We start from the raw sequence: 23394 nt of genomic DNA, 5'->3' as shown, positions 1-23394 counted from the left end.
CTCTTAAGTTTTTAAAAAAACAGATTAACCCGGGATTTTTTCTTGTTCCCTCAGAAAAATTGGACTTTTTAATAAGAATGAAAAAATTAGGGGCAACCATCTGGATTGCCCCTAATTTTTACCTGATTAAAGTTACATTGCCTTTCATGATTTTTTCTTCACCATCCATAAATCTGACCAGGGCCTTGTATGCATAGGTTCCAATCTCTTGTTGTTTACCTCTGAATGTTCCGTCCCATCCTTCAGACAAGTTTGTTGAAGTTATGAAAAATACTTCTTCACCAAACCGGTTATAAACCCTGAGTTCAAATTCTTCAACATTAATACCGGCTAAACGAAATATGTCGTTAACTGCATCTTCATTCGGAGAAAAAGCATTTGGAATTAAAACTGCATTTTCAATTTCAGGTGGAAGTAACAGTACGGTATTGACAGAGGCGATACCGAAACAGCCAAATTCGTTTGTGATGGTTACCGTATATGTTGTATTGCTTTCCATGTTTGTTGTTGGATTAGGACAATCTGTACAACTTAAGGTTCCGGAATTAGAAGACCATGAGTACGTCAAATCTTCACCACCGGAGTTTGTTCCGGTCGCAGTCAGGTTAATTGTTGTTCCGGCTAAGGCTGTTAATGGGTCGGCAGTTGCGGTTGCAGTTACACCAGAAACATAAACACTTGTACTAACCTGATGTGTGCAACCATTTTCTGTAACTACCAGAGAAATTGATTCATTTCCGGGAACATTCCAAACGACTGACAACGGACCAGAACCTGTTTGGGTTCCTGCGCTTCCAAAATCCCATTCATAAATTGCGCTTGGACCTGCAGTTCCGTTAAATGTAATGCTATTGTCAAGACCCAAACAAGCATTTGCCGGAGCTAAATAAGCCGCAACAGGCACGGGATTTTCGATCAGTAAAAACTCTATCCTTACACTCTGACATCCATCATCCGGATTGTTTACTGCTTCTGCAAAGTATTGGCCTGCAGTCGTGGGAGTAAATGTCAAGCCCGTTCCCAACAAGTTACCGCCTACTGCAGCATCATACCAGTTTACGATGGTATTAGGTGCTGTGGTTACTTCAAAAGCGGTACTGTTTATATCGCCGGCACAAATATTGATATCACCGGCAACAATACTTGGGGTGGGAGGGGTAATACAATTGCAATCTTCTACAGTGATTGTAACCGTTGCAATACTGTTTACACATGGAGCCGTACCATTTACGGTATATGAAAACTCATAAATTCCGGGTGTCTGAGAATCCGGGTTAAAAGTACCTGCAACGGCATTAAACGAACCTCCTTGCGGGCTACCTGACTGTACCGCCCAAGTTCCTGCTAAATCAGCACCTGTCAGCAAATCTGCTAAGTTAACATCATTGCCTGTGCTGTTGCAAACGGTCTGAGCTCCGCCGGAACCTGCCTCAGGTGCATCTTGAACAGTCAACGTTTCAACGGATGTTGATGGACAACCTACCGGTGGGGCGGTATTGAGTGTAAATGTCAATTCATAATCTCCTGCATCAAAGCCGGTAGCATTAAAAATTGTTCCCGTCAAAGTTGCAGGATTAGAACCTACGGGTAATCCGGTCAAACTCCAGGTTCCTGCTTCGGTTGTAACTTGCAGGGTTGACAAGTCAAGGGTTGCGTTATCATTACAAAGGTCAGCAGGTGCTAAGGTTGCGACACTTGGGCAACTGCAATCTTCAACAGTTATGGTTACAGTACCTGTAAAATCAGAACAAGGGGCTGTTGCATTTAAGGTATAGGTAAAGACATAGTCTCCTGATGCAATACCGTTAAAATCAACAGCTGCGAGGTTGGTTAAATTTACTCCTGAACCTCCGGTATCTGACCAGGTTCCGGTTGTAATCCCTGAAGTTATCAATGAAGTGAAATCTAAAATTGACCCGTCTGCACTGAGATTACAAATATTAGCCGTAGAGGTGATAACTGCCTGTTGAGCTGCTGATATGTTTACGGTTATAGTAGCTGCATCGGTGGCACAGAAACCCGTGCCTGTACCGGTGATGGTATATTGAAACTGGAAAGTCCCTGCCGGATGTCCATTTGTATTAAATGTTCCGGCGGCTAAGTTAACAGTTCCAACATTCGGGCTGCCCGACAGTACAGACCAAACTCCTCCGGGATTTGCACCGGCTAAAAGACTGTTCAAATCAACAGGGGCGGCCGTATCATTACAAACATCAAGGCTATTGTCAGAGCCAACAATTACCGCAGCATTAACTACAATATTTTGTGAAGATGAGGTGGGACAGCCTGCCGGAGGAGGAGTATCAAGTGTAAAATTAACTGTATAAGTACCGGGAGTTGATCCTGTAGCATCAAAGTTAGTTCCTGTCAATGTTGCCGGATTGGTTGCTCCGGCAGGAATAGTCGTTATGCTCCAGGTTCCCGGTTGTGTAGTAATTTGCAGTGTTGATAAATTTAGAATTGCCGCAGAGTTGCATAAGGCTGTTGGTGGGGTAGTAGCCACACTTGGGCAGGCGCAGTCTTCGACGACTATTTCAACGGTATATGAAACAGGGAGACAACCGCCACTACCTCCTATGGTATATGTAAAAGTATAGGTAGAAGGGGCAACTCCGTTAAAATCAACAGAGGTTGGGTCGGTTAAATTCACTCCTGATCCGTCTGTATCTGTCCATGTTCCGGTAGTGTTTCCTGACAAAATAAAATTCGAAAAGTTAAGTACAGAACCATCAGCCGAGGCATTGCAGATATCATCACCGGCAACAAGTGTTGAAGAAACAGAAGTACTGACATTTACAGTAACATCGGCAGAAACAGCGTTGCAGTCGCCAACGGCAGGTTGGGTATAAGTAAAAATATATGCTCCTGCCGTCTGACCTGCCGGATTAAATGTTCCGGCAATTGCATTAAAAGATGTTCCACCAGGAGTGTTTGGGCTTCCTACTGCGAGCGACCAGGTTCCACCCAGATCAGCACCTGTTAACTGTGTGAATAAATTAACTGCAGAACCAGCATCGTTACAGACATCTATACTTATATCGGTTCCGGCATTTAATGCAGTGTTAATTGTAATGACGATATCTTCACTGTCATCAACACAAGGTGCTGCTCCACTTACGGTATAGGTAAAAGTAAATATCCCTGCGGAATGACCGTTAGGGTCAAAAGTTCCTGCAATCGGGTCAAATGCCCCTGCATCTGCAACACCCGATGTGTTTGCCCAGGTGCCTCCGGTAGATGCTCCGCCTAATAATCCGAATAAGTCAAGTATGGTGGGAGTATTGTTGCACAACCCTAAACTTCCGCCAACTCCGGCACTGACTGCATCTGAAATGCTGACAGTTACAGTTTCTACATCGTCAGCACATGGTGCTGCTGCTGTAACAGTATATGCAAAAGTAAGGTCACCCGCTGTATGACCATCCGGATTAAAGGTGGCAGCAGCCGCATTAAATGAGCCTGCATCCGGTAAACCTGAAACAACCGACCAAACGCCTCCCGTTGATTCTCCGGTTAAAAGACTGTTCAAATCAATAATAGTTGTTGAATTGTTACAAACTTGTAAATCCGTTGCTGTTCCGGCACTTACTGCATTTACTACCAATAAATTTGCACTTGCTGAAGGCAGACATCCGGCAGGAGGTGCTGTGGTCAGTGTATAAGTGATAGTATATGCTCCGGCATCCGCTCCAAATCCTGCGAAGGTACTGCCTACCAAAAATGCGGGGTTGGTGCTTCCGGCAGGAACAGAAGTAATACTCCAGGTACCTGGTTGTGTTGTTATCAGGAGGGTACTGAGGTCTATTGTACCCAGGTCATTACAAATATCAGGTGGTTGGTTGAATGCCACACTCGGACAACTGCAATCCTGAACCAAAACACTAACAAGGTAAGCAGGATTGGTACATGGTGCGGTTGCCGGCAGGTTATAAGTAAAGGTATAAGTACCTGCTCCAATGCCATTAAAATCAACCGCCGAAGTATTGGCTAAACTAACCCCGCTTCCTGAAGTTTCTACCCAATTACCGGTAGTATTGCCGGCAGTTACTAAGGCATCAAGATTGAGAATAGATCCGTCTGCACTTAAATTGCAAACATTGGCATTAGGAGTAACTGTTGCAGAAGGTTGTGCGAATACCTCAACCTGAACTTCGGAACTTGATGCCGGGCAAAGCCCTGAAGCAGCAATAGAATAAGTGAAACTATACAATCCCGGAGTATGGTTATTAGGCGCAAAAGAACCTGAGGCAGGGTCAAACGCACCGGCATCGGGAGTGCCTCCGGTAATAGTCCAGTTGCCTCCCGTGTCTTCTCCGGTCAATTGAGCGAACAAGTTGATCAAAGCCGGTTGATTGTTGCAAACCTGAAGGTTGGCGGCGGTTCCTGTTGATGGCGCATCAAAAACATTTACGGTTGCTGTGGAAGTAGCTGCAGCACAGGCACCTGCTGCCGGAACCGTATAAGTAAACACTAAAGTTGTTAATGGATGAGAATCGGGATTAAACGTACCGGCAGCGGCATTAAAGGAACCGGGTGCAGCTACTCCGGAACTCAATGTCCAGGTTCCTCCAGTATCCTCACCAGTAAGAATATCTGTTAAAATTATCGGGGTAGTTTGAGTATTACATACATCCAGCGTTCCCGAGGTGCCTGCATTTGGCGCATTACCGACTGTTACAGTAACAGAAGTAGTTGCATTTGCACAGGGCGGATTGCCTGTTAGGGTATAGGTAAATGTAAGCGTTACGGGAGTATGTCCATTTGGATTAAACTGTCCGGTAGCGGCATTGAAAGAACCGGGTTGGGCTGTTCCTGAAGTTAAAGACCATGCACCCCCTCCGCTTGCACCTGTAAGCAAATCGCTTAAAACAACCGGTGTTAACTGTGTATTACAGACCGTTGTAGTACCTCCTGTACCGGAATTGGGGGCTGCCGCTACAAATATGTTTTGAGTGGACGAAGGTGGGCATCCGGCAGCAGGGACAGTGGATAGGGTAAAGGTGATTTGGTAGGTACCGGGTGTTGCTCCTGCCGCATTAAATACTGTTCCTGTGATACTTGCCGGATTGGTCGCACCGGGAGGAATTGAAGTAATCGTCCATGAACCAGGTTGGGTTGTTACCTGAATGGTTGTTAAATCCAAACTGCCGGTGCTGTTACATAAAGCAGGAGGGGGATTGAGGGCAACACTTGGACATGCACAATCTTCTACCGTAACGGTAATATTGGATGAAATATTCGTACAAGGAGCAACAGCCGTAGTCGTTGTATAAGTATAAGCATAACCTCCCGGAGCAAATCCGTCAAAATTAAGATTGGGATTAGACACCGTTACTCCCAGATTATCTGTCCAAACACCTGCTGAAGTTCCAACCGGTAAAAGCGTGTTCAGGTTCAGCGTAGAGCCTCCGGACGCAGTATTACAAACCAAGGGTGGGGTCATTACATTGGCAACAGGCTGATTGCTCACTACCACTGCAATACTTGCTATACTATTGGTACATGGGGCTGAAGTGGTCAGGGTATAATTGAAGGTATAAGTGCCTGCTGTTTGCCCGGTTAAAAACAAAACACCGGTTGCAGCATTAAAAGAACCGGGGTTTGGAACAGGACTAAATCCTGCCAGTTGCCAGGTTCCACCTGAATCCGCACCTATCAGGAGGGTGTTTAAATCCAAAGGAGCAGGGTCATTATTACAAACATTAATCAGGTTGTTTGAGCCGGCAAAAACCGCATCACTCACGATTAAATTTTGCGTCGAAAATGCCGGACATCCTGCCGGTGGAGGCGTGTTTAAGGTAAATGTAATTTGATAAGTACCGGGATCGGCATTTACCGCATCAAGTATGTTTCCTGTTATTGCTGCCGGACTTACTCCGGGAGGAGTGCCTGTAACTGCCCAGGTACCGGGTTCAGCCGTAATTTGCAGGGTCAATAAATCTAAAATTCCCGAATCATTACATAAGGGAGATGGAACTGCAATGGCAACGCTTGGGCAGGTGCAATCCTCTACTACAACCGTAGTAAAATAAGTCGTTTCTGTACAGGGCGGAATAGCACTGTTGGTGGTATAGCTGAAAGTATAGTTTCCGGGTACTGCTCCATTGAAATTTAAAAAGGGCAAGGTGCCCGATGCACCGGAACCGGAAACATCTGTCCAGATACCTCCGAAATCACCTCCGGTAATCAGACTATTGAAGTCTAACGATGAACCCGCTGCAATAGTATTACATATAGTAGCTGTAAGAGCAACCGTTGCTACGGGCCCATTATTGACGATAACAGTAGTTGTAACGGCTAAAGACGGACAACCATCTACCGTAATAATCAGGGTATAGACTCCAGCATTTGCGGCAGTTACCGGATTGATCACCGGATTTTGAACCGCCGAAGTAAATCCGTTAGGTCCTGTCCATGAGTACCCGATACTTGTTCCCGGCGTGGTGGTAGCCCCGTTTAATGTCAGCATCCCCCCTGAGCAGGCTCCTGAATTGGTTGCTGTTGCATTGGGTTGAGGGGTAACCACTACATTCGTGGTAGCTGGAAGCGAAGAGCAACCATTAATGGTAACTGTTACGGAATATGCTCCGGCAGTGGTTGCTGTTACACCTGCCAGCATCGGATTTTGTTGAGTTGAAGTAAACCCGTTTGGCCCGGACCAATTGTAGGTTGCAGTTCCGGGTGTAGTTGTTGTAGCTGATAAAGTAATGGGTTGCCCGATACAGGCCGGCCCATTGTTGCCGGCTGTCAGGTTGGGTGATGGAGTTATAACCACATCAGTTGTAACAGGATTAGAAGCGCAACCGTCCACCGTTACAATTAAAGTATAAGTGCCGGCATTTGCGGCTGAAGCCGGATTGATGACCGGATTTTGCTGTGTTGAACTAAAACTGTTGGGTCCGCTCCAGGCATAAGTAATCGTGGTGCCAGAGGTAGAGGTCGAACCGGTTAAATTTAAAGCTGCTCCTGCACATACCGGGCCATTATTGCCGGCTGTTGCAGTTGGAAGGGTATTAACAACAACATTGGTCGTAGCGGGCAAAGAAGCACAACCTCCGATGGTTACTGTAACAGAATAAACTCCTGCAACAGCCGCAGTTGCCGGATTGATGACCGGATTTTGTTGGGTAGAACTGAAACCGTTTGGTCCCGACCAGTTATAGGTAGCTGCTCCGGGTGTTGTTGTGCTTCCGTTTAGTGTAATACTTCCACCTAAACAGGCAGGACCGTTATTGGATGCTGTGGCTAAAGGAGGGCTTTGTTGAACAATATCTGTCGTGGCAGGCAAAGAGGCGCAGCCATTTACCGTGATAATGACAGTATATGTGCCTAACTGCGCAGCGCTGATTCCATTTATAGTGGGGTTGGCGGTTGTAGAAGTAAATCCATTTGGCCCGGTCCATTGGTAGGTGGCAATACCCGGTGTAGTGGTGGAAGCAGTTAAGTTGACATTCCCACCCGGACAAACCGGCCCATTATTGCTTGCAGTTGCATTTGGTGCAGGATTTATAACAACAGTCGTCGTTGCCGGAGCAGAACTACATCCCCCTATTGTAATGGTAACGGTATAGTCACCGGCCATAGCCGCAGTTATTCCGCTGAGAACCGGATTTTGAGCAGTGGAGGTAAATCCGTTTGGCCCGCTCCATTGATAAGTTGCTACGCCCGGTGTGGTTGTACTTGCCGACAAGGTTATATCATTCCCGGCACAATCGGGACCGTCATTTGTTGCTGTTGCATTTGGTGGTGAACCTATCGCAACGGTGGTTGTTGCCGGGGCAGAACTACATCCATTTACAGTAACTGTAACAGAATAGGTTCCTGCTGAAGCAGCAGTGATTGGAGTGACTACCGGATTTTGTTGTGTAGAAGTAAATCCGTTTGGACCACTCCATGAATAGGTGGCAGTTCCGGGAGTCGTTGTACTTGCCGATAAATCAACAGACCCTCCTAAACAGGCAGGGCGTTATTGGATGCCGTTATATTGGGGGCAGGGTTAATGGTAACAGTAGTGCTGGCGGTATTGTTACAACCGGCTATACTGATGGTAACGGTATAAACACCTGCTTCTGCTATGGTTATTCCATTGATTGCAGGATTCTGAACATTGGAAGTAAAACTATTCGGCCCGCTCCAGGTATAAGTAGCGACTCCCGGGGAAGTTGTGGAAGCAGTCAGGGAGATATTGCTGCCCGAACATACCGGGCCGGTATTGCCTGCTGTCAGATTGGGCACCGGCAACAAAGTAATATCAGTGGTAGCGGCTGCAGAACTGCATCCGTTGGCATCAGTAGCTATAACAGTATAAGTGCCGGCTTGCGCTGCTCCTACACTATTTAATACCGGATTTTGCTGATTTGAACTGAATCCGTTTGGCCCGGTCCATTGATAGCCGGTAATATTAACCGCAGTACTGCTTGCTGATAAAGTAATATTTCCTCCCGGGCAGACTGCTCCGCTGTTTCCGGCAGTCATATCGGCTTGTAGATGCAGTTGAACCAATGTAAACAAAGGAATTGAAATACATCCATCCACGGTAACAATCACGCTGTAATAGCCGGCGTTATTGAGCTGTATATTCGGCAGGGTAGGGGCTGCAGTAGTGGCAGTAAAACCGTCCGGGCCGCTCCATTCGTAAGTTATCGTGGTGCCGGGAGTGGTTACATTTACCCCTAATTGCAGAGTTTGTCCAATACAAAGCGGTCCGTTATTGGTTACAGTTCCATTGACATCACAACAATTGAGAGTAGCAAAAAAGTCAATATCGGGGTCGTTCACACACCCGGGCAAGGTCCAACTTCCCGTTTCAGAATCGGAATAGGTTTCTACATAAACATTTAAACTTGCTTCGTCAACACAGGCAGCTCCGGCAGGCATAGTGGCTATTCTCCAGCAGAATGTTAAAACACATCCAAATATACCTAAATTGTCTCCCCAGTTATCGCCCGGATTAGCAGGATTACAAGCTCCAGGACATCCAAAATTAGACTCATGAAAAAAGCCCGGACCGATGGAGGTCGTTTGTGCTGAACTACCGTTTTGTCCGGTAATCGGGAAATTATACCACGACCACACTCCAAATCCCTGACCTGTTCCGCAATCTGTAGGAGGGGCTTGTGGCAATAAGGTGCTCATATCCCAACCGGGGCCAAAAACAGGAACAATGCCATGCAGCCAGTTAATTGCTGCAGCATCGTTATAGTCATTCACTGTATAACAAAAAGTAACCAAAGTTCCCGGAGCATATACGCCGTCAACCGGCAGCGGATCTACCGTAAGACTTTGACCTACCAGACAATCGGCACAGGAATTGTTGTTTTGTAAAGTTAACAGAAAATCGCATTGGTCGCCCAAATCTCCCCCGCTGATTTGCAGATAATAAACACCGGGCAATAATGGGCCAAAAGTTTCGGTAGCATAACCTGCCGAACCTGTCGTACATCCTGCCGGCTGTAAACCGCCACATCCCAATCCCACATCGCGCCATAAACCCAAAGAGGGTACATCCATACCCGCTTCAAGCGTAACGATTAATTGTGAAGCAGTCAAAGTTACCTGATACCAAACATCCAACGCCGGTGCAGCCATGTCAGTACCATCGGCGCAATTCGACATAAAATTATAAGGCGTAGCCGGAGAAGCACATACATTGGTCAAATTAAAGGTTACCGGTGTGCCCAATCCTCCGCTTGTTCCAACGCAAACTGCCGGAAATGGCATCTGTCCAAGGTTTATTGCTGTAAAACAATCGTCTTCAACCGGAGGAGTGCCTCCGGGAGGGCAAAGCCCGTTACAGGGAGGGAAATCGGTACAGGCGGTGTTTTGGGTTACCCGCAAGGTCATACAGGCAGTTGAAATACTTTCACAAAAATATTGGTCTAATAATATCCAAACCGTTCCGGTAAATGTAGAAGTCCAGATAATTTGACTTTGAAGCCCACAACCTCCGTCGTCGTTAAATGCCAAAGCCGTTACTCCACCGGGGGTATAGAGTGTAAGCTGTGTATCAAAGTCATTATCACCACAGGTGCTAAAGGTATAGCTTGTCCCCGAACAAACCTGAACCGTAAAATATTCTCCGGCATGAGCACAGTTGGCTTGCTGGGTATTCCCGGTGGTCAACGGGGTCAAGTCGCCCGCTAAGATATTGTTATTGGGGCATTGTGCTGAAATTTGCAGACTGTAAAAAGCAAATATACAGACGAAAATGGGTAAAACTAAACGCATTTTATTAGATAATTTTAAATTTAACTACTCAAAAACAGCGTTTTTCTGAAAAATATTGTTCATTTTGAACGGATTTAAGGCTTCCCCCCACTCAATTTTTAACAGAACAGGAGGTAAACTTGCTTGCTGATTCAAAACTGCACACCGATTCACCGGATTTCAGAAATGGCCTTTAAATTCAGCGCAAGATAAGCAATTTAAAGAAGATTGAACCAAAAAGGTTATCGCAGCAGAGTAGGGGTGGGGTTGAGAAACTACTTATTCAGCCAAAATCAAATTTACCGGAAAGACTACAAACTTTTTTGAGTTGTATTTTTCCGTCTGTGTTTTTATCAAATATATCAGGATGTACAAACTTGCCACTGGTGGTATTTTAGGGGGGCTATATAGGGGGTTATATAAATACATTAGATTTAACCGCTACACTGGCTTTAAGTTCTTTTAATTTATTTAAACCACATAGGCACATAGGTTTTTTCTTTGTTTCTATATGGTTTGATATTAGAAGCTGGGAAGTTTAGCAAAATACTCGTTCACAAATGTTTTTTGCCCATCTTTGAATATATTGGAACAATTGAAATTAATTAATATGCCTTTGGGGCATTTCAATAGTTTCATATAGGTCAGCAGTTGTGCTTCGTGTATAGGAATTATTTCTGTAACCGCTTTTAATTCCACTACGATACAGTTTTCCACAAATAAATCACACCTAAAATCAATATCCAGGTTTTTTTGCTTGTAAATTACAGGGATTTTCATCTCTGTTTGAAAATTTATTTTTCTATACATTAATTCTTCTTTCATACATAGATGATATACACTTTCTAATAAACCAGTTCCCATTGCCTTATGGACTTCGATAGCACTTCCGATTATCTCATAAGTTAGTTCGTCAAGGTATTTTTTTGTTATCATACTTTTTGTTTTACTGACCTCATTGAAACATAGGCTTTTTGCAATACACATTCAGATGAAATGCAAACATATTTTCTATTTGCCAATGTAGTTAAAAATCTTGAAAAACCACATAGGAACATAGGCTTTTTGCTATACACTTTCAGATAAAGAGAAACTTCTTTTCTATGTTCCTATGTAGTAAAAATCTTTACAAACCACATAGGAACATAGGTTTTTTGCTATACACATTCAGATGAAGAGAAACTTCTTTTCTATGTGCCTATGTGGTAAAAATCTTTACAAACCACATAGGAACATAGGTTTTTTGCTATACACATTCAGATGAAATGCAAACATATTTTCTATTTACCAATATAGTAAAAATCTTGAAAAACCACATAGGAACATAGGTTTTTTGCTATACACATTCAGATGAAATGCAAACATATTTTCTATTTACCAATGTAGTTAAAAATCTTTACAAACCACATAGGAACATAGGTTTTTTGCTATACACATTCAGATGAAATGCAAACATATTTTCTATTTACCAATATAGTAAAAATCTTGAAAAACCACATAGGAACATAGGTTTTTTGCTATACACATTCAGATGAAATGCAAACATATTTTCTATTTGCCAATGTATTTAAAAATCTTGAAAAACCACATAGGAACATAGGTTTTTTGCTATACACATTCAGATGAAATGCAAACATATTTTCTATTTGCCAATGTATTTAAAAATCTTTACAAACCACATAGGAACACAGGTTTTTTGCTATACACATTCAGATGAAATACAAACATTTTATCTATGTGCCTATGTAGTTAAAATCTTGAAAAACCACATAAAAACATAGGTTTTTTGCTATACACATTCAGATGAAATGCAAACATATTTTCTATTTACCAATATAGTAAAAATCTTTAAAAACCATATAGGAACATAGGTTTTTTGCTATACACAATCAGATAAAGAGAAACTTCTTTTCTATGTTCCTATGTAGTAAAAATCTTGAAAAACCACATAGGAACATAGGTTTTTTTGCTATACACATTCAGATAAAGAGAAACTTCTTTTCTATGTTCCTATGTAGTAAAAATCTTGAAAAACCACATAGGAACATAGGTTTTTTTGCTATACACATTCAGATAAAGAGAAACTTCTTTTCTATGTTCCTATGTAGTAAAAATCTTGAAAAACCACATAGGAACATAGGTTTTTTTGCTATACACATTCAGATGAAGAGAAACTTCTTTTCTATGTGCCTATGTGGTAAAAATCTTTACAAACCACATAGGAACATAGGTTTTTTGCTATACACATTCAGATAAATTGCAAACATATTTTCTATTTGCCTATGTGGTTGAATTTAATACCGCCAGTTCTAATATTCCCTTTTCTTTTTCAAAATGAATTTTGAATATTTCTTTAATCATTGCAAACAATGACTTTTCCGACAAAAATTAATCCACTTTTTCAAAGGTGTTTTTATTTATGTTTTTACCGTTTTAATCAGCAAATCTCAACTTAAAGAATAATAAAAATTACATCTGAAATTATAAAAACCATCTGTTATTACCAATATGTCTGCTTTGATTACATTTGGGCTTCTAAAAATGTCATTTTCGTTTTAGAATTAATCTTGTATATAAATAAGGCTTTTTCATACATGGACAAAGGTATATTTTTTGAGGTTAAATAACCAAACTAATATTAATATAGAAAAGAATCCCAAAAAAAATCCCCTACCGTTTTGGGGCAAGGGATTAAAAAAGTTCAGTTAAACCTATTGTCAGTTATCGGGGCATGAAGATAAACGGGTCAGACCATTCACTGGGGCCTTTGGTGCTGATGGTTCGAGCCTGAAACCAGTAGTTATTACCGGGGGTAAGTCCGGATACTACAAATTTGCTTTTAGTTTGAACGACTAAATAGTTCCAACGGGCAGTAGGTCCGTATTCATCTTCGGTGTATCTCAATTCGTAAACGATGGCATGTTTAACAGAATTGGTTCGCAAAATCAAACTTCCGCTGAGGGCAGCGTCAGTTACTTTATCAATAGTCGGTGAAACCGATGCAGGAGCAGTCGTTTTTACGCTGCTGTAAACTTCAAAACCGGAACTTAACAGGATAGTTTCAGAATTTAATCCGTAGTACTCAACATATTGAGCTTCTCTTTGCAAACCGGCAATCAAAACTGTTCTTTTTTCGTTTTTTACAGTGTTCAAAGTTGTTCCCCCGTTTGCAGCAGCTAACATGGCATTGCTGAAATCGTCGCGTAAACCGGTTAAAACTACAACTGTGGGGTCGGGTGTCGGGAAGTCGGGGTTGGCAGTCAGGCCGGAAATTACCTCATTAGTTCGGAAAAGTACTTCCAAATCTGTGAGATTGTTGAAATCAATACTGATTCTGTATTTAGTCATAATAGAAAAAAATTTTTTTTAGAGGTTAGTAAATTAAGTTAACTAAACTTTTTGAGCAGATATAAAATTCTATTGCCGGAAACTCAAGTTAAAGGGGACGTTCCATGCTTTTGGAACAGGTCTTCCGAAAAACGGATAATTTTAAAGTACCGGGTCATCATCCTGTATCTGAGTGTAAAGTTAATACAAGGGTTTCAAAAAGCCAAATAATTTAGCAGATTTTTTAAAAAAATTAACAAAGATTAACACTCTGCTCAACTTTTCCTTAATTTTATGGGACTAATCAATTAAATTGTGTGCGCATATTTCAAATAGAATGATAAATATATTGGCATTTTGCCCGAAAAAAGCAAAGATGGGCATGGAAAGGTCAAAGATGGGCATGGAAAGGTCAGATATGGGCATGGAAAGGTCAAAGATGGGCATGGAAAGGTCAGATATGGGCATGGAAAGGTCAAAGATGGGCATGGAAAGGTCAGAAATGGGCAAGGAAAGGTCAGAGATGAGCAAGGAAAGGTCAGAGATGGGCATGGAAAGGTGAAAGATGGGCATGGAAAGATGAAAGATGAGCATGGAAAGGTCAAAGATGGTCATGGAAAGGTGAAAGATGGGCATTGCGACTTTTTTAGTGGGGAAGCCGGCAATTTTCTAAGTTTTAAAGCAGGAATCGAACCAATAAATCCCGAAGGGATGACGAAACAATGATATAATCCGGTCAAATAAATGTTTTTCGTTGTATTCAATGTTAAATTCTATTCAGAATTTGATATATTCATTTCAGATGGTAATTTTACGGTGGCATTTTTCTTGATTAGCAATGTATTGATATGCGTTCTCAATTTGAGAATGAGTATCAGAAAACACACCGTAACCCTCTTGCCATGAAAATTTTCCGTCTAAGAATTTTTGGTTTTTACCCGTAATTATGCCGGTCATATATTTAGATACAGCATCGCTCCTTGGTTTTTGCAATAGATTTTCTCTTCTTTTTACGGCAAAAACTTAATTGGATATAGATTTGGGAAAAAGTGCCGGCCATGATATTCTGGTTTTTGTTCTGTGACAGATGGTTGGCAAATATCATGTCAAACCTAACAGTCATGCCATCCCTTCGGGATTGTCTGGGATTGTTCTCTGTTAGTTGGATTCAACTATCTTGTAGTTTGGAATATTAAGCCAAGAGCAGCAAAATAGTAAAGGGTTAACTTTTTGGAGCAGCGGGCTATTTCATAAAAGCCTTAACCTGAAATACAAATGGCGGATTACAAAACATAAAACTCATCCTGTTTCATTCATCACACATAACACAAAAAATGGTATCTTTGCGCACTTTTTTTCACCCATTACAATAGCCGACAGGGATTTACAGATGACTGCAAAAGAGATCAGACAGGCTTTTTTAGATTTTTTTCTTTCCAAAGGGCATCAAATTGTCCCTTCTGCGCCGATAGTTGTGAAGAACGACCCGACTTTGATGTTTAACAATGCGGGGATGAATCAATTTAAAGATTTCTTTTTAGGCAACAGAAAACCTGAAAATCCGCGCATCGCCAATTCTCAAAAATGTATGCGGGTATCGGGTAAACACAACGACCTTGAAGATGTGGGGGTAGATACCTATCATCATACGATGTTTGAAATGTTGGGCAACTGGTCTTTTGGCGATTATTTTAAAAAAGATGCCATCAACTGGTCCTGGGAATTACTGACACAGGTACTGAAACTACATCCTGACCGGCTTTATGCAACTGTTTTTGAAGGCGATGTGAAAGAAAATGTTCCGCAGGACAAAGAATCTTTTGATTTGTGGAAAACCCATCTGCCCGAAAATCATATTTTGATGGGCAACAAAAAGGACAATTTTTGGGAAATGGGAGATACCGGCCCTTGCGGCCCCTGCACCGAAATTCATTACGATATGCGCTCTGAAGCAGAAAGGGCGCAAACAGAAGGGGCTGCTTTGGTCAATCAGGACCATCCGCAGGTGATTGAAATTTGGAACAACGTGTTTATTCAGTTCAACCGCCTTTCAAACGGCAGTCTTGAACCCTTGCCCGAAAAACATGTAGATACGGGAATGGGATTAGAAAGATTGGTTCGGGCAATTCAAGGGAAAACTTCCAACTACGATACCGATTTGTTCACCCCCCTGATTGCAGAAGTCTGCCGTATTACCGGTATTGAGTATGGAAAAGACGAGAAAACCGATATTGCCTGCCGTGTACTTGCCGATCATATTCGTTCCATCGTGTTTACCATTTCTGATGGACAGTTGCCTTCCAATACCGGTGCGGGCTATGTTATCCGGCGCATTTTAAGACGGGCAGTCCGATATGCCTATAGTTATCTGAATTACAAAGAACCCATCTTGTTTGAATTGGTTCCGGTGTTAATTATGCAATTTGATGAGCTATATCCCGAACTTAACGAGCAGCGCGATTTTATAACTAAAGTTATTTTGCAGGAGGAAACCTCATTTTTGCGAACCCTTGAGCTGGGGCTGAGAAAATTTGCACAAATAGAAGAACAGTTATTGCTAACCGGCACTAAAGAAATTGACGGTCAATCGGCTTTTGAATTGTATGATACCTTTGGATTTCCGATAGATTTATCCCGTTTAATTGCTGCGGAAAAAGGATTTTACATCAACGAATCCGGTTTTGCACAGGCCATGCACGAGCAAAAAGAGCGCGCAAGGCAAGCCGCAAAAATTGATACCGGCGATTGGGTGGTGCTTATTCCGGCCGGCAAGCAGGGCAGTGAATTTTTGGGCTATGACCAACTCAGCACCATTACTCAGATCAGTAAATATCGTCAGATTACCCAAAAAGGCAAAACCCGGTTTCAGGTGGTGTTGGATAAAACCCCGTTTTATGCCGAAAGCGGCGGGCAGGTTGGTGATACCGGATGTTTACAGTTTGGAGATGTAAAAATTGAAGTTACCGACACGAAAAAAGAAAACGACCTGATTGTTCATTTAACCGATTCTCTTCCCCCCGATACGAGTATTCCCTGTATGGCAGTTGTCAATCAGGTACTTCGAAGCAATACTGCCAATAACCATACCGCTACTCACTTGCTTCATGCCGCACTCCGTCAAAAATTAGGAACCCATGTTGCTCAAAAAGGGTCGTTAGTACATCCCGATTATCTGCGGTTCGATTTTTCGCATTTTGCAAAGGTTTCTGACGAAGAACTCAGAGAGATAGAAGAAACGGTAAACGCGAAAATCAGAGAAAATATTCAGCTTGAAGAATTGAACAATGTTCCGATAAAAGAAGCGATGGAAATGGGGGCAATGGCATTGTTTGGAGAGAAATACGGTGAATTTGTGCGGGTTATCATTTTTGACCCCAATTATTCAGTAGAGCTTTGTGGCGGTACTCATGTGGCTGCTACCGGACAAATCGGGCTTTGTAAAATTACCGCCGAAACATCAATAGCTGCCGGAGTCCGGCGGATAGAAGCGCGAACCGGAGAGGCGGCTTATCGCATGATTTTAAACGAATGGACAGAAACTCAGCTAATTCGGCAGATGCTGAACAATCCGAAAGACCTTAAATCGGGAGTTTCCAACCTGATTCAGGAAAATGACCGCCTGCGTAAAGAATTGGAGCGTTTACAAATGGAACAGGCAGACCAGTTAAAAAACATATTGAAAACACAAGCCCAAACCATTCACCAAATTCAGTTTATCGGTGAAAAATTAAACGCCGGACTGACTACAGAAATGGTCAAAAAAATTGCTTTTGATCTTAAAAAGGAAATAGATGGTTTGTTCCTTGTTCTCGGCACAGAAATAGACGATAAAGCACATCTGACGCTGATGATAGATGAAAAACTGGTCGAATCTCATCAGTTAAATGCAGCCGTTCTAATTCGCACTTTGGCAAAACATATTCAGGGAGGCGGAGGCGGTCAGCCTTTTTATGCTACTGCCGGAGGGAAAAACCCTCAGGGATTGACGAATGCCATTGACGCAGCCAGGAAAATCGTGAAGGAGTTGAATTAATGTTACAAAGCGTTAATTAGACCGCATACTACAACACAGAAAAGGTAAAAATTTAAGCAATGGAATCGCGCCAGGTTATGGACTTTGATATTGTCATCGGTTTGGAAGTACACGCTCAGTTAAACACCCAAAGTAAAGTTTTTGCCCCCGATTCTACCGCTTTTGGCGCAAATCCGAACACACAGGTAAGCTATATAACCCTTGCACATCCCGGAACCCTGCCTTTTCTGAACCAAAAAGTTGCAGAATTTGCAGTGATGCTGGGTTTGGCGACCAATTGCCAGATCAGGGAATACAACGAGTTTTCGAGGAAAAATTATTTTTATGCCGATTTGCCCAAAGGCTATCAAATTTCTCAATACGATACCCCCATTTGCTACGATGGGTTTTTGGACATAACTTTCCCGACAGATTCCACCAAAAAAAGAATCAGAATTAACCGCATTCATATTGAGGAAGATGCCGGTAAGAGCATTCACGATTTAGACCCGGAAAAGTCGTTTATTGATTTAAACCGTGCCGGAGTGCCATTATTGGAGATTGTGAGCGAACCTGATTTAAGCAGCGCAGATGAAGCCTATCAATATGTTTCAAAAATTAAGCAATTAGTAGAGTATTTAGGAATCTGCGATGGGAATATGGAAGAAGGCAGTTTGCGATGTGATGTAAATATTTCGGTCAGGCCAAAAGGTCAGAAGGAGTTGGGGCAAAGGGTAGAAGTTAAAAACCTGAATTCGCTCCGAAACATTAAGCGCGCTATTTTGTTTGAAACACAACGACAAACAAAACTCATTAGCCGCGGAACAATGATAGCCAGAGAAACAAGGAGTTTTGATGCAAACAACGGAACCACTTTTCCGCTAAGGGGGAAAGAACTGGAACATGATTACCGTTATTTTCCCGAACCCGATTTGCCGCCTTTAATACTGACTTTGGACTATATTCAGGAGGTTCGGCAAAAAATGCCGGTGCTGCCTGAAGCACTTTACCAACACTTTACCCAAACATTCGGATTGTCGGACTATGATGCCGCAATATTGACGGAAGACCGTGAAACAGCGATGTTTTTTATGCAAATTGCAAAACATTCGACACATTACAAAGCTGCGGCAAACTGGATGATGGGGCCGGTAAAATCGTTTTTAAATACCTCCAACCTCACCATTTCCGATTTTACATTACCGCCCGAAAAAATGGCAGAGTTGATCAGTTTAACTCAAAGCGGTAAAGTCAGTTTTTCGGTAGCGGCTCAGGAATTGTTTCCCGAGTTTTTGAAGAACAACCAAATTACTGCCGAATCACTCGCTAAACAAATGGGGTTGATGGTTCAGGTAAGCAATGATGAAGAAATCGAAGCATTGGTCAGTCAGGTGCTGCAACAATTTCCCGACAAGGTGAAAGAATATCAAAAAGGAAAGAAAGGGTTATCGGGCTTTTTTATAGGTCAGGTTTCGAGACTGAGCAAAACAAAGCTTGACCCGCAGCAGGTCGGGCGAGTTTTGACCCGTAAGCTCGATTTGGGCACTTAGATTACTAAAGAAGGTTAATTTTATCTTAAGGAACGTTAACCTATACCTGTCAACAAGATTTTTTAGTTAATTTTACGCTGTAAAAACACATATCATTCAAAATAAACATAAAAACAAAAAAAACAACAATAATGAAAGGATTGATAAGTACCGCTGTCGCAGTTACCTTACTTGCGTTTTTTGCAGGTTGCGGCACACAGAACCACAACTTAAACGGCTATGTCATCAAAGGTAAGGTTGACAATGCTACCTCCAACACTCAGATTTTTCTCGATGCCCTGAATTCAAGAAATGTAGATATTTTGGATACTGCCGTTGTTAAGAAAGATGGTACTTTTGAAATGAAGGGCACGGTAAACCAGAAACAACTTGGTCGCCTGCGCATCGGCACAGGAGCTATCAGTACATTTGTCATACTTGACAATGTAAAAATGGAGGTCAACATGAACACGCAGGATCCGAACCAAATTAGTGTAACCGGACATTCAGAAACGGTTCAGTTGAATAACCTCATCCGCGAAATCAGAACCATGCAGCCCGAAATGCGGGAGAAATATCTGAAAGCGTATTGCGATACGGTAAAAAATCCTTTTATCGGCTATATGGCGGTTAGTAATCTTGATATTTCTGTAAATTATGACACCTATAAAAAAGTAGCCGCTATGATGAACCAGGCTATTCCAAGTGTCAGACTTAATACCGAGTTTCAGGAATATGTGCAGTCTATGCAAAACCTACAAAACACAGCTATCGGCAAAGAAGCACCCGAAATCAAACTTCAAACCCCCGATGGTAAAGAAAAAGCCCTGTCTGAGTTAAGGGGTAAAGTAGTATTAGTGGACTTTTGGGCTTCCTGGTGTGGTCCCTGTCGAAAAGAAAACCCGACGGTGGTGGCAGCCTACAACAAATACAAACCCAAAGGATTTGATATTTACAGCGTATCGCTCGATCAGAAAAAAGAAAAATGGGTTGAAGCCATCGAAAAAGACAAACTGACCTGGAACAGCCACGTCAGTGATTTGGCAGGATGGCAATCTTCTGCAGCCGGTCTTTATGGAGTGAAATCAATTCCTGCCGCTTTCCTGATTGACAAAGACGGTAAAATAGTAGCCAAAAACCTGAGAGGCCCCGCCCTCGAAGCAAAATTGGCCGAGTTGTTGGGTTCCTAATCCCTCCATAAACAAATCTTCGAAATAACCACTAACGGGCATTCTGGCAATCAGGATGCCCGTTTTGTTTAATTTTCATGTTATTTATATGGTTGGGTTAAACGACAAATTGTAGAAAAGTAGTTAAAAGCAACCGTAAATCAATCTATTTTTTTTTACTGCTTGAAAAATGATAAAACTTTCAGACTTTTAGTTTCTTCGGAAAATAATTAAGCATCGTAAAACTTTTTTGAATTTGTTACTACAAGGAGTTAACTAATTCACTACATTACAGCAACATTTAAAAAATTTGGGGAGTACTATCTAACTAACGAAACATTTTTAAAACCGCATTTAAATTCCAATTTATGCGCAATGAAAAAAGTTCTTTCCCTGTTTCCTGCTTTAAGTCAAGCAATCTTGCAGCCGGATTGCCCGAAACGGAAGAAGAATCTTTCTGGTTTAAACAACTTGTTCAGATAGAAAAAGATTTGGGTCAGAGCAACCGCACCTATATGGAACTATCTTCTGAAGAAGAAACTTTAGTGCGCCAAATAGCTGCTACAAATACCCTTGCTTCGATGGATGCGAGAGTAATGCTATATACAGCATTCGGTGAAGAAATAATACTTGCCTTGCCTCAACTTCCTTCCATAATAGCCGAAAATATAGGAAACTGGAATGTACATTTTAAAAATAAAAATATTGTAAAAGACCCGAAGGTTATTGTATATCCCAATCCTACAACTGATATACTTTCTATTCAGTATTTTCCTGAAAAAAATATAGACTATAAGTTACAGATTTTTAACTCTCAGGGTAATCTACAAATGGAAAGTTCATTAGACAACAAAAAGTCCGTATTTACCTTAGATATTGGTAACTGGTCAAGCGGGCTATATTATTACCACATCAAAGGCAATAGCAATATGCCTAATGTTGGTAAATTTACAATTATCAGTAAATAGCGATTTTTTTAAAGACCTTGCTTATAAATAAAGCAAGGTCTTTTTTTAATTCACTAAAGTTTAAATTTCATATCATGTGGAGACTAATAATTGTATTGGTATGCATTTTTTTAGTAAAACTAATTTTTGCGCAGCATAAGTATTTTGAAAAAAACATAAAAACAGAGTTTGCTCAAAGCATACATGAAATTGTGTATTACAATGGGAATAATGTTATATTAGGTTTAGGTCACAGTAATGATCCTACCAGTTTTGAAAAAGTAAAATTGATTTTTACCAATGATCAAATAGAAGACACAATATCGTTCAATTTTGGAGAAGATTACGGCGATTTTGTTCTTAGAGACTTAATCCAAACTCCAACAGGTTTCGCTATTAGTGGTCGGATGAATAATGGTGTAGTTAATCCGATAACTTACGAAACTCATGACACTCAATACTTGATGGAGGTGGATTTCGACGGAAATTTGCTCAATTTTTACAATCTTCAACAGTTCCCATATCAAGGTGATGCAGCATGTATGCATTATTATCCTGAAACCAATACTTATTATGTTGGCGGAGAGACATTTTTAAGCACTGTTCCTACTCAAATGTGGTTGCTGAAAATGACCGATGGCGAGGTGGTTTGGCGGAATAATTATGGCACTTATAACCATCGTAATATAATTTATAAGTTATTACCTTCTTCTGAAGGGGGGGTTTATGCAATTGGTAGAGTTGATGTGAATCCGGGTCTTTTTTTTGGGAATTTTTTTCTGTCGAAAATAAATGAATCCGGTATTATGGAATGGAGCGAAACTTATAGTATTGGTTATGAAGATCAACTTGTAGATGGCATACAGACAAATGATAATGGTTTTGCTTTGGCAGGAGGGAGTAATCTGCCTGGTACAGTTAGTAACAATAAACTGTATCCTTCTATGCTCCGTTTAGATTCCTTAAATGAAGTACTTTGGAGTCGGGTGTATTTTTCAGAGGGTGTTAGTGGAGGTTATATAGGAAGGGTTTATCAAGTAGGGAGTAATTTTGTATGTATAGGCGGAACGCGTAAAACAGGTATTTATACAGAAGCATTTATTATGAAAGTGCGTGGTAGCGATGGTGAGCCATTATGGACACGGATATTCGATTATGGGATATCGTACGATTACTTTTATAATTTCACTCCTGTTCCGCAACCTTTAGGAGGCTATATTTGTGTGGGTCGCGCAGATACTATTGAAACAATTAATTCTGAACTGTGGTCTCTTGGTGGGGCTTACATCGTCAAAACCAACTGCATGGGTTTGCTCACCCTGCCGCAGGCAGCATTTACCATATCGCAAGACCCCAACCTGCCCGCCCGCTTCCTGTTTACCAACCAAAGCCAATACGCCTACCCCGACAGCATAGACGGCGGCTATTATGTTTTGAACTGGGGCGACGGTAGCCCGCCCTTTATCTGCGGGCAAGGCTACGCCGCTTGTAGTGCTAACACTATTCCACACACCTACCAAACCGAGGGTATTTATGGCGTTACCTTGCAAGCAATAGTTTGCAACGATACTTCCACCCTTACCCAATCTGTTTGCCTCGGCTTCGCTCCCAATCCGCAGGCAGCGTTCAGTTACCAAGATTTTGGCGGCATCCTCCAATTTACCAACCTAAGCCAAAATGCCTACATCGCCCTAGGCGGCTGCTACACATGGGATTTTGGAGACGGAAGCCCCGCCATCTCCGCAGAACACCCCACCCACGAATACACAGAAAACGGCAGCTACCCCGTTACTCTCACCCTGATAGTCTGTCAGGACACCTCGGTTTATTCACAAGAGGTGGTCGTGCAGACGGTGGGCGTTTCTGAAATCCCCTCCTCGGAGGGGTTTGGGGTGGGTTCTTTAATAGTTTACCCCAACCCCGCCCAAAACACCCTGACCTTTGCCTTTACCGAAGGCTTAACTCCCCCTTCAGGGGGCTGGGGGGTAGAGGGGGAATTGGGGGTAAAACTCCTCTCCCTCACCGGTCAGACCGTCCTCGAAACAACCTTTACCGTAGGGCAAACGAGTAAAACCGTATCAGTGGCACATTTGCCGGAGGGGGTGTATGTTTATACCGTAGCACAATCGGGCTCAGTGTTGGTGCGGGGTAAGGTGGCGGTGGTGCGGTAAGTTTTCTTCCCAACGAGAGGAAATGAATATAAA

General features: G+C 42.1%; 10 protein-coding genes. 6 read left to right on the top strand and 4 right to left on the bottom strand.

The annotated features are described in order from the left end of the window. Positions 1-118: 118 nt before the first annotated feature. From IPM47_16710 to IPM47_16695, 4 genes are all read right to left on the bottom strand, one after another. Positions 119-7690, bottom strand: a complete 7572-nt coding sequence (locus tag IPM47_16710; protein QQS28479.1) for a gliding motility-associated C-terminal domain-containing protein — start codon at positions 7688-7690, stop codon at positions 119-121. A gap of 260 nt (positions 7691-7950) precedes the next feature. Further along, entirely contained in the window at positions 7951-10227 is a 2277-nt protein-coding gene (locus IPM47_16705) for a hypothetical protein (protein ID QQS28478.1), read from the bottom strand. A 501-nt stretch (positions 10228-10728) separates the two neighbouring features. Next, the gene (locus tag IPM47_16700) at positions 10729-11142 is read right to left on the bottom strand and encodes a GxxExxY protein (protein QQS28477.1); all 414 of its coding nucleotides are present in this window, start codon (positions 11140-11142) and stop codon (positions 10729-10731) included. Positions 11143-12927: 1785 nt separating this feature from the next. Further along, a complete protein-coding gene (locus tag IPM47_16695) occupies positions 12928-13554 on the bottom strand; it encodes a fibronectin type III domain-containing protein (protein ID QQS28476.1) in 627 nt (208 codons plus the stop codon). Between the two features lie 336 nt (positions 13555-13890). On the opposite strand from IPM47_16695, the gene IPM47_16690 reads away from it, so the two are divergent. The 6 genes from IPM47_16690 (at position 13891) to IPM47_16665 (ending at position 23361) form a co-directional block, all read left to right on the top strand. Then, a complete protein-coding gene (locus IPM47_16690) occupies positions 13891-14259 on the top strand; it encodes a hypothetical protein (protein ID QQS28475.1) in 369 nt (122 codons plus the stop codon). Positions 14260-14923: 664 nt separating this feature from the next. Next, on the top strand, positions 14924-17566 hold the full coding sequence (gene alaS, locus IPM47_16685; GenBank protein QQS28474.1) for an alanine--tRNA ligase: 2643 nt from the start codon (positions 14924-14926) through the stop codon (positions 17564-17566). Between the two features lie 77 nt (positions 17567-17643). Next, positions 17644-19095: an Asp-tRNA(Asn)/Glu-tRNA(Gln) amidotransferase subunit GatB gene (gatB, locus tag IPM47_16680; protein ID QQS31511.1), complete on the top strand. Its 1452-nt coding sequence runs from the start codon at positions 17644-17646 to the stop codon at positions 19093-19095. Positions 19096-19526: 431 nt separating this feature from the next. After that, complete coding sequence (locus tag IPM47_16675; protein ID QQS31510.1) at positions 19527-20264, top strand: TlpA family protein disulfide reductase; 738 nt, start codon at positions 19527-19529, stop codon at positions 20262-20264. A gap of 347 nt (positions 20265-20611) precedes the next feature. After that, a complete protein-coding gene (locus IPM47_16670) occupies positions 20612-21211 on the top strand; it encodes a T9SS type A sorting domain-containing protein (protein ID QQS28473.1) in 600 nt (199 codons plus the stop codon). A 74-nt stretch (positions 21212-21285) separates the two neighbouring features. Continuing rightward, on the top strand, positions 21286-23361 hold the full coding sequence (locus tag IPM47_16665; GenBank protein QQS28472.1) for a PKD domain-containing protein: 2076 nt from the start codon (positions 21286-21288) through the stop codon (positions 23359-23361). Positions 23362-23394: the final 33 nt, after the last annotated feature.

Source organism: Sphingobacteriales bacterium, assembly GCA_016700115.1.
Taxonomy (GTDB): Bacteria; Bacteroidota; Bacteroidia; order Chitinophagales; family UBA2359; genus UBA2359.
Note: the sequence above shows the minus strand (reverse complement) of the source record. Positions and strands in the feature narration are given on the sequence as shown.

Bases quoted from the DNA above. Each gene is read 5' to 3' on its own strand.
- IPM47_16705 (QQS28478.1), bottom strand. From the start codon at position 10,227: ATGCGTTTAGTTTTACCCATTTTCGTCTGTATATTTGCTTTTTACAGT.
- IPM47_16700 (QQS28477.1), bottom strand. From the start codon at position 11,142: ATGATAACAAAAAAATACCTTGACGAACTAACTTATGAGATAATCGGA.
- IPM47_16695 (QQS28476.1), bottom strand. From the start codon at position 13,554: ATGACTAAATACAGAATCAGTATTGATTTCAACAATCTCACAGATTTG.
- alaS (QQS28474.1), top strand. From the start codon at position 14,924: ATGACTGCAAAAGAGATCAGACAGGCTTTTTTAGATTTTTTTCTTTCC.
- gatB (QQS31511.1), top strand. From the start codon at position 17,644: ATGGACTTTGATATTGTCATCGGTTTGGAAGTACACGCTCAGTTAAAC.
- IPM47_16675 (QQS31510.1), top strand. From the start codon at position 19,527: ATGGAGGTCAACATGAACACGCAGGATCCGAACCAAATTAGTGTAACC.
- IPM47_16670 (QQS28473.1), top strand. From the start codon at position 20,612: ATGCGCAATGAAAAAAGTTCTTTCCCTGTTTCCTGCTTTAAGTCAAGC.
- IPM47_16665 (QQS28472.1), top strand. From the start codon at position 21,286: ATGTGGAGACTAATAATTGTATTGGTATGCATTTTTTTAGTAAAACTA.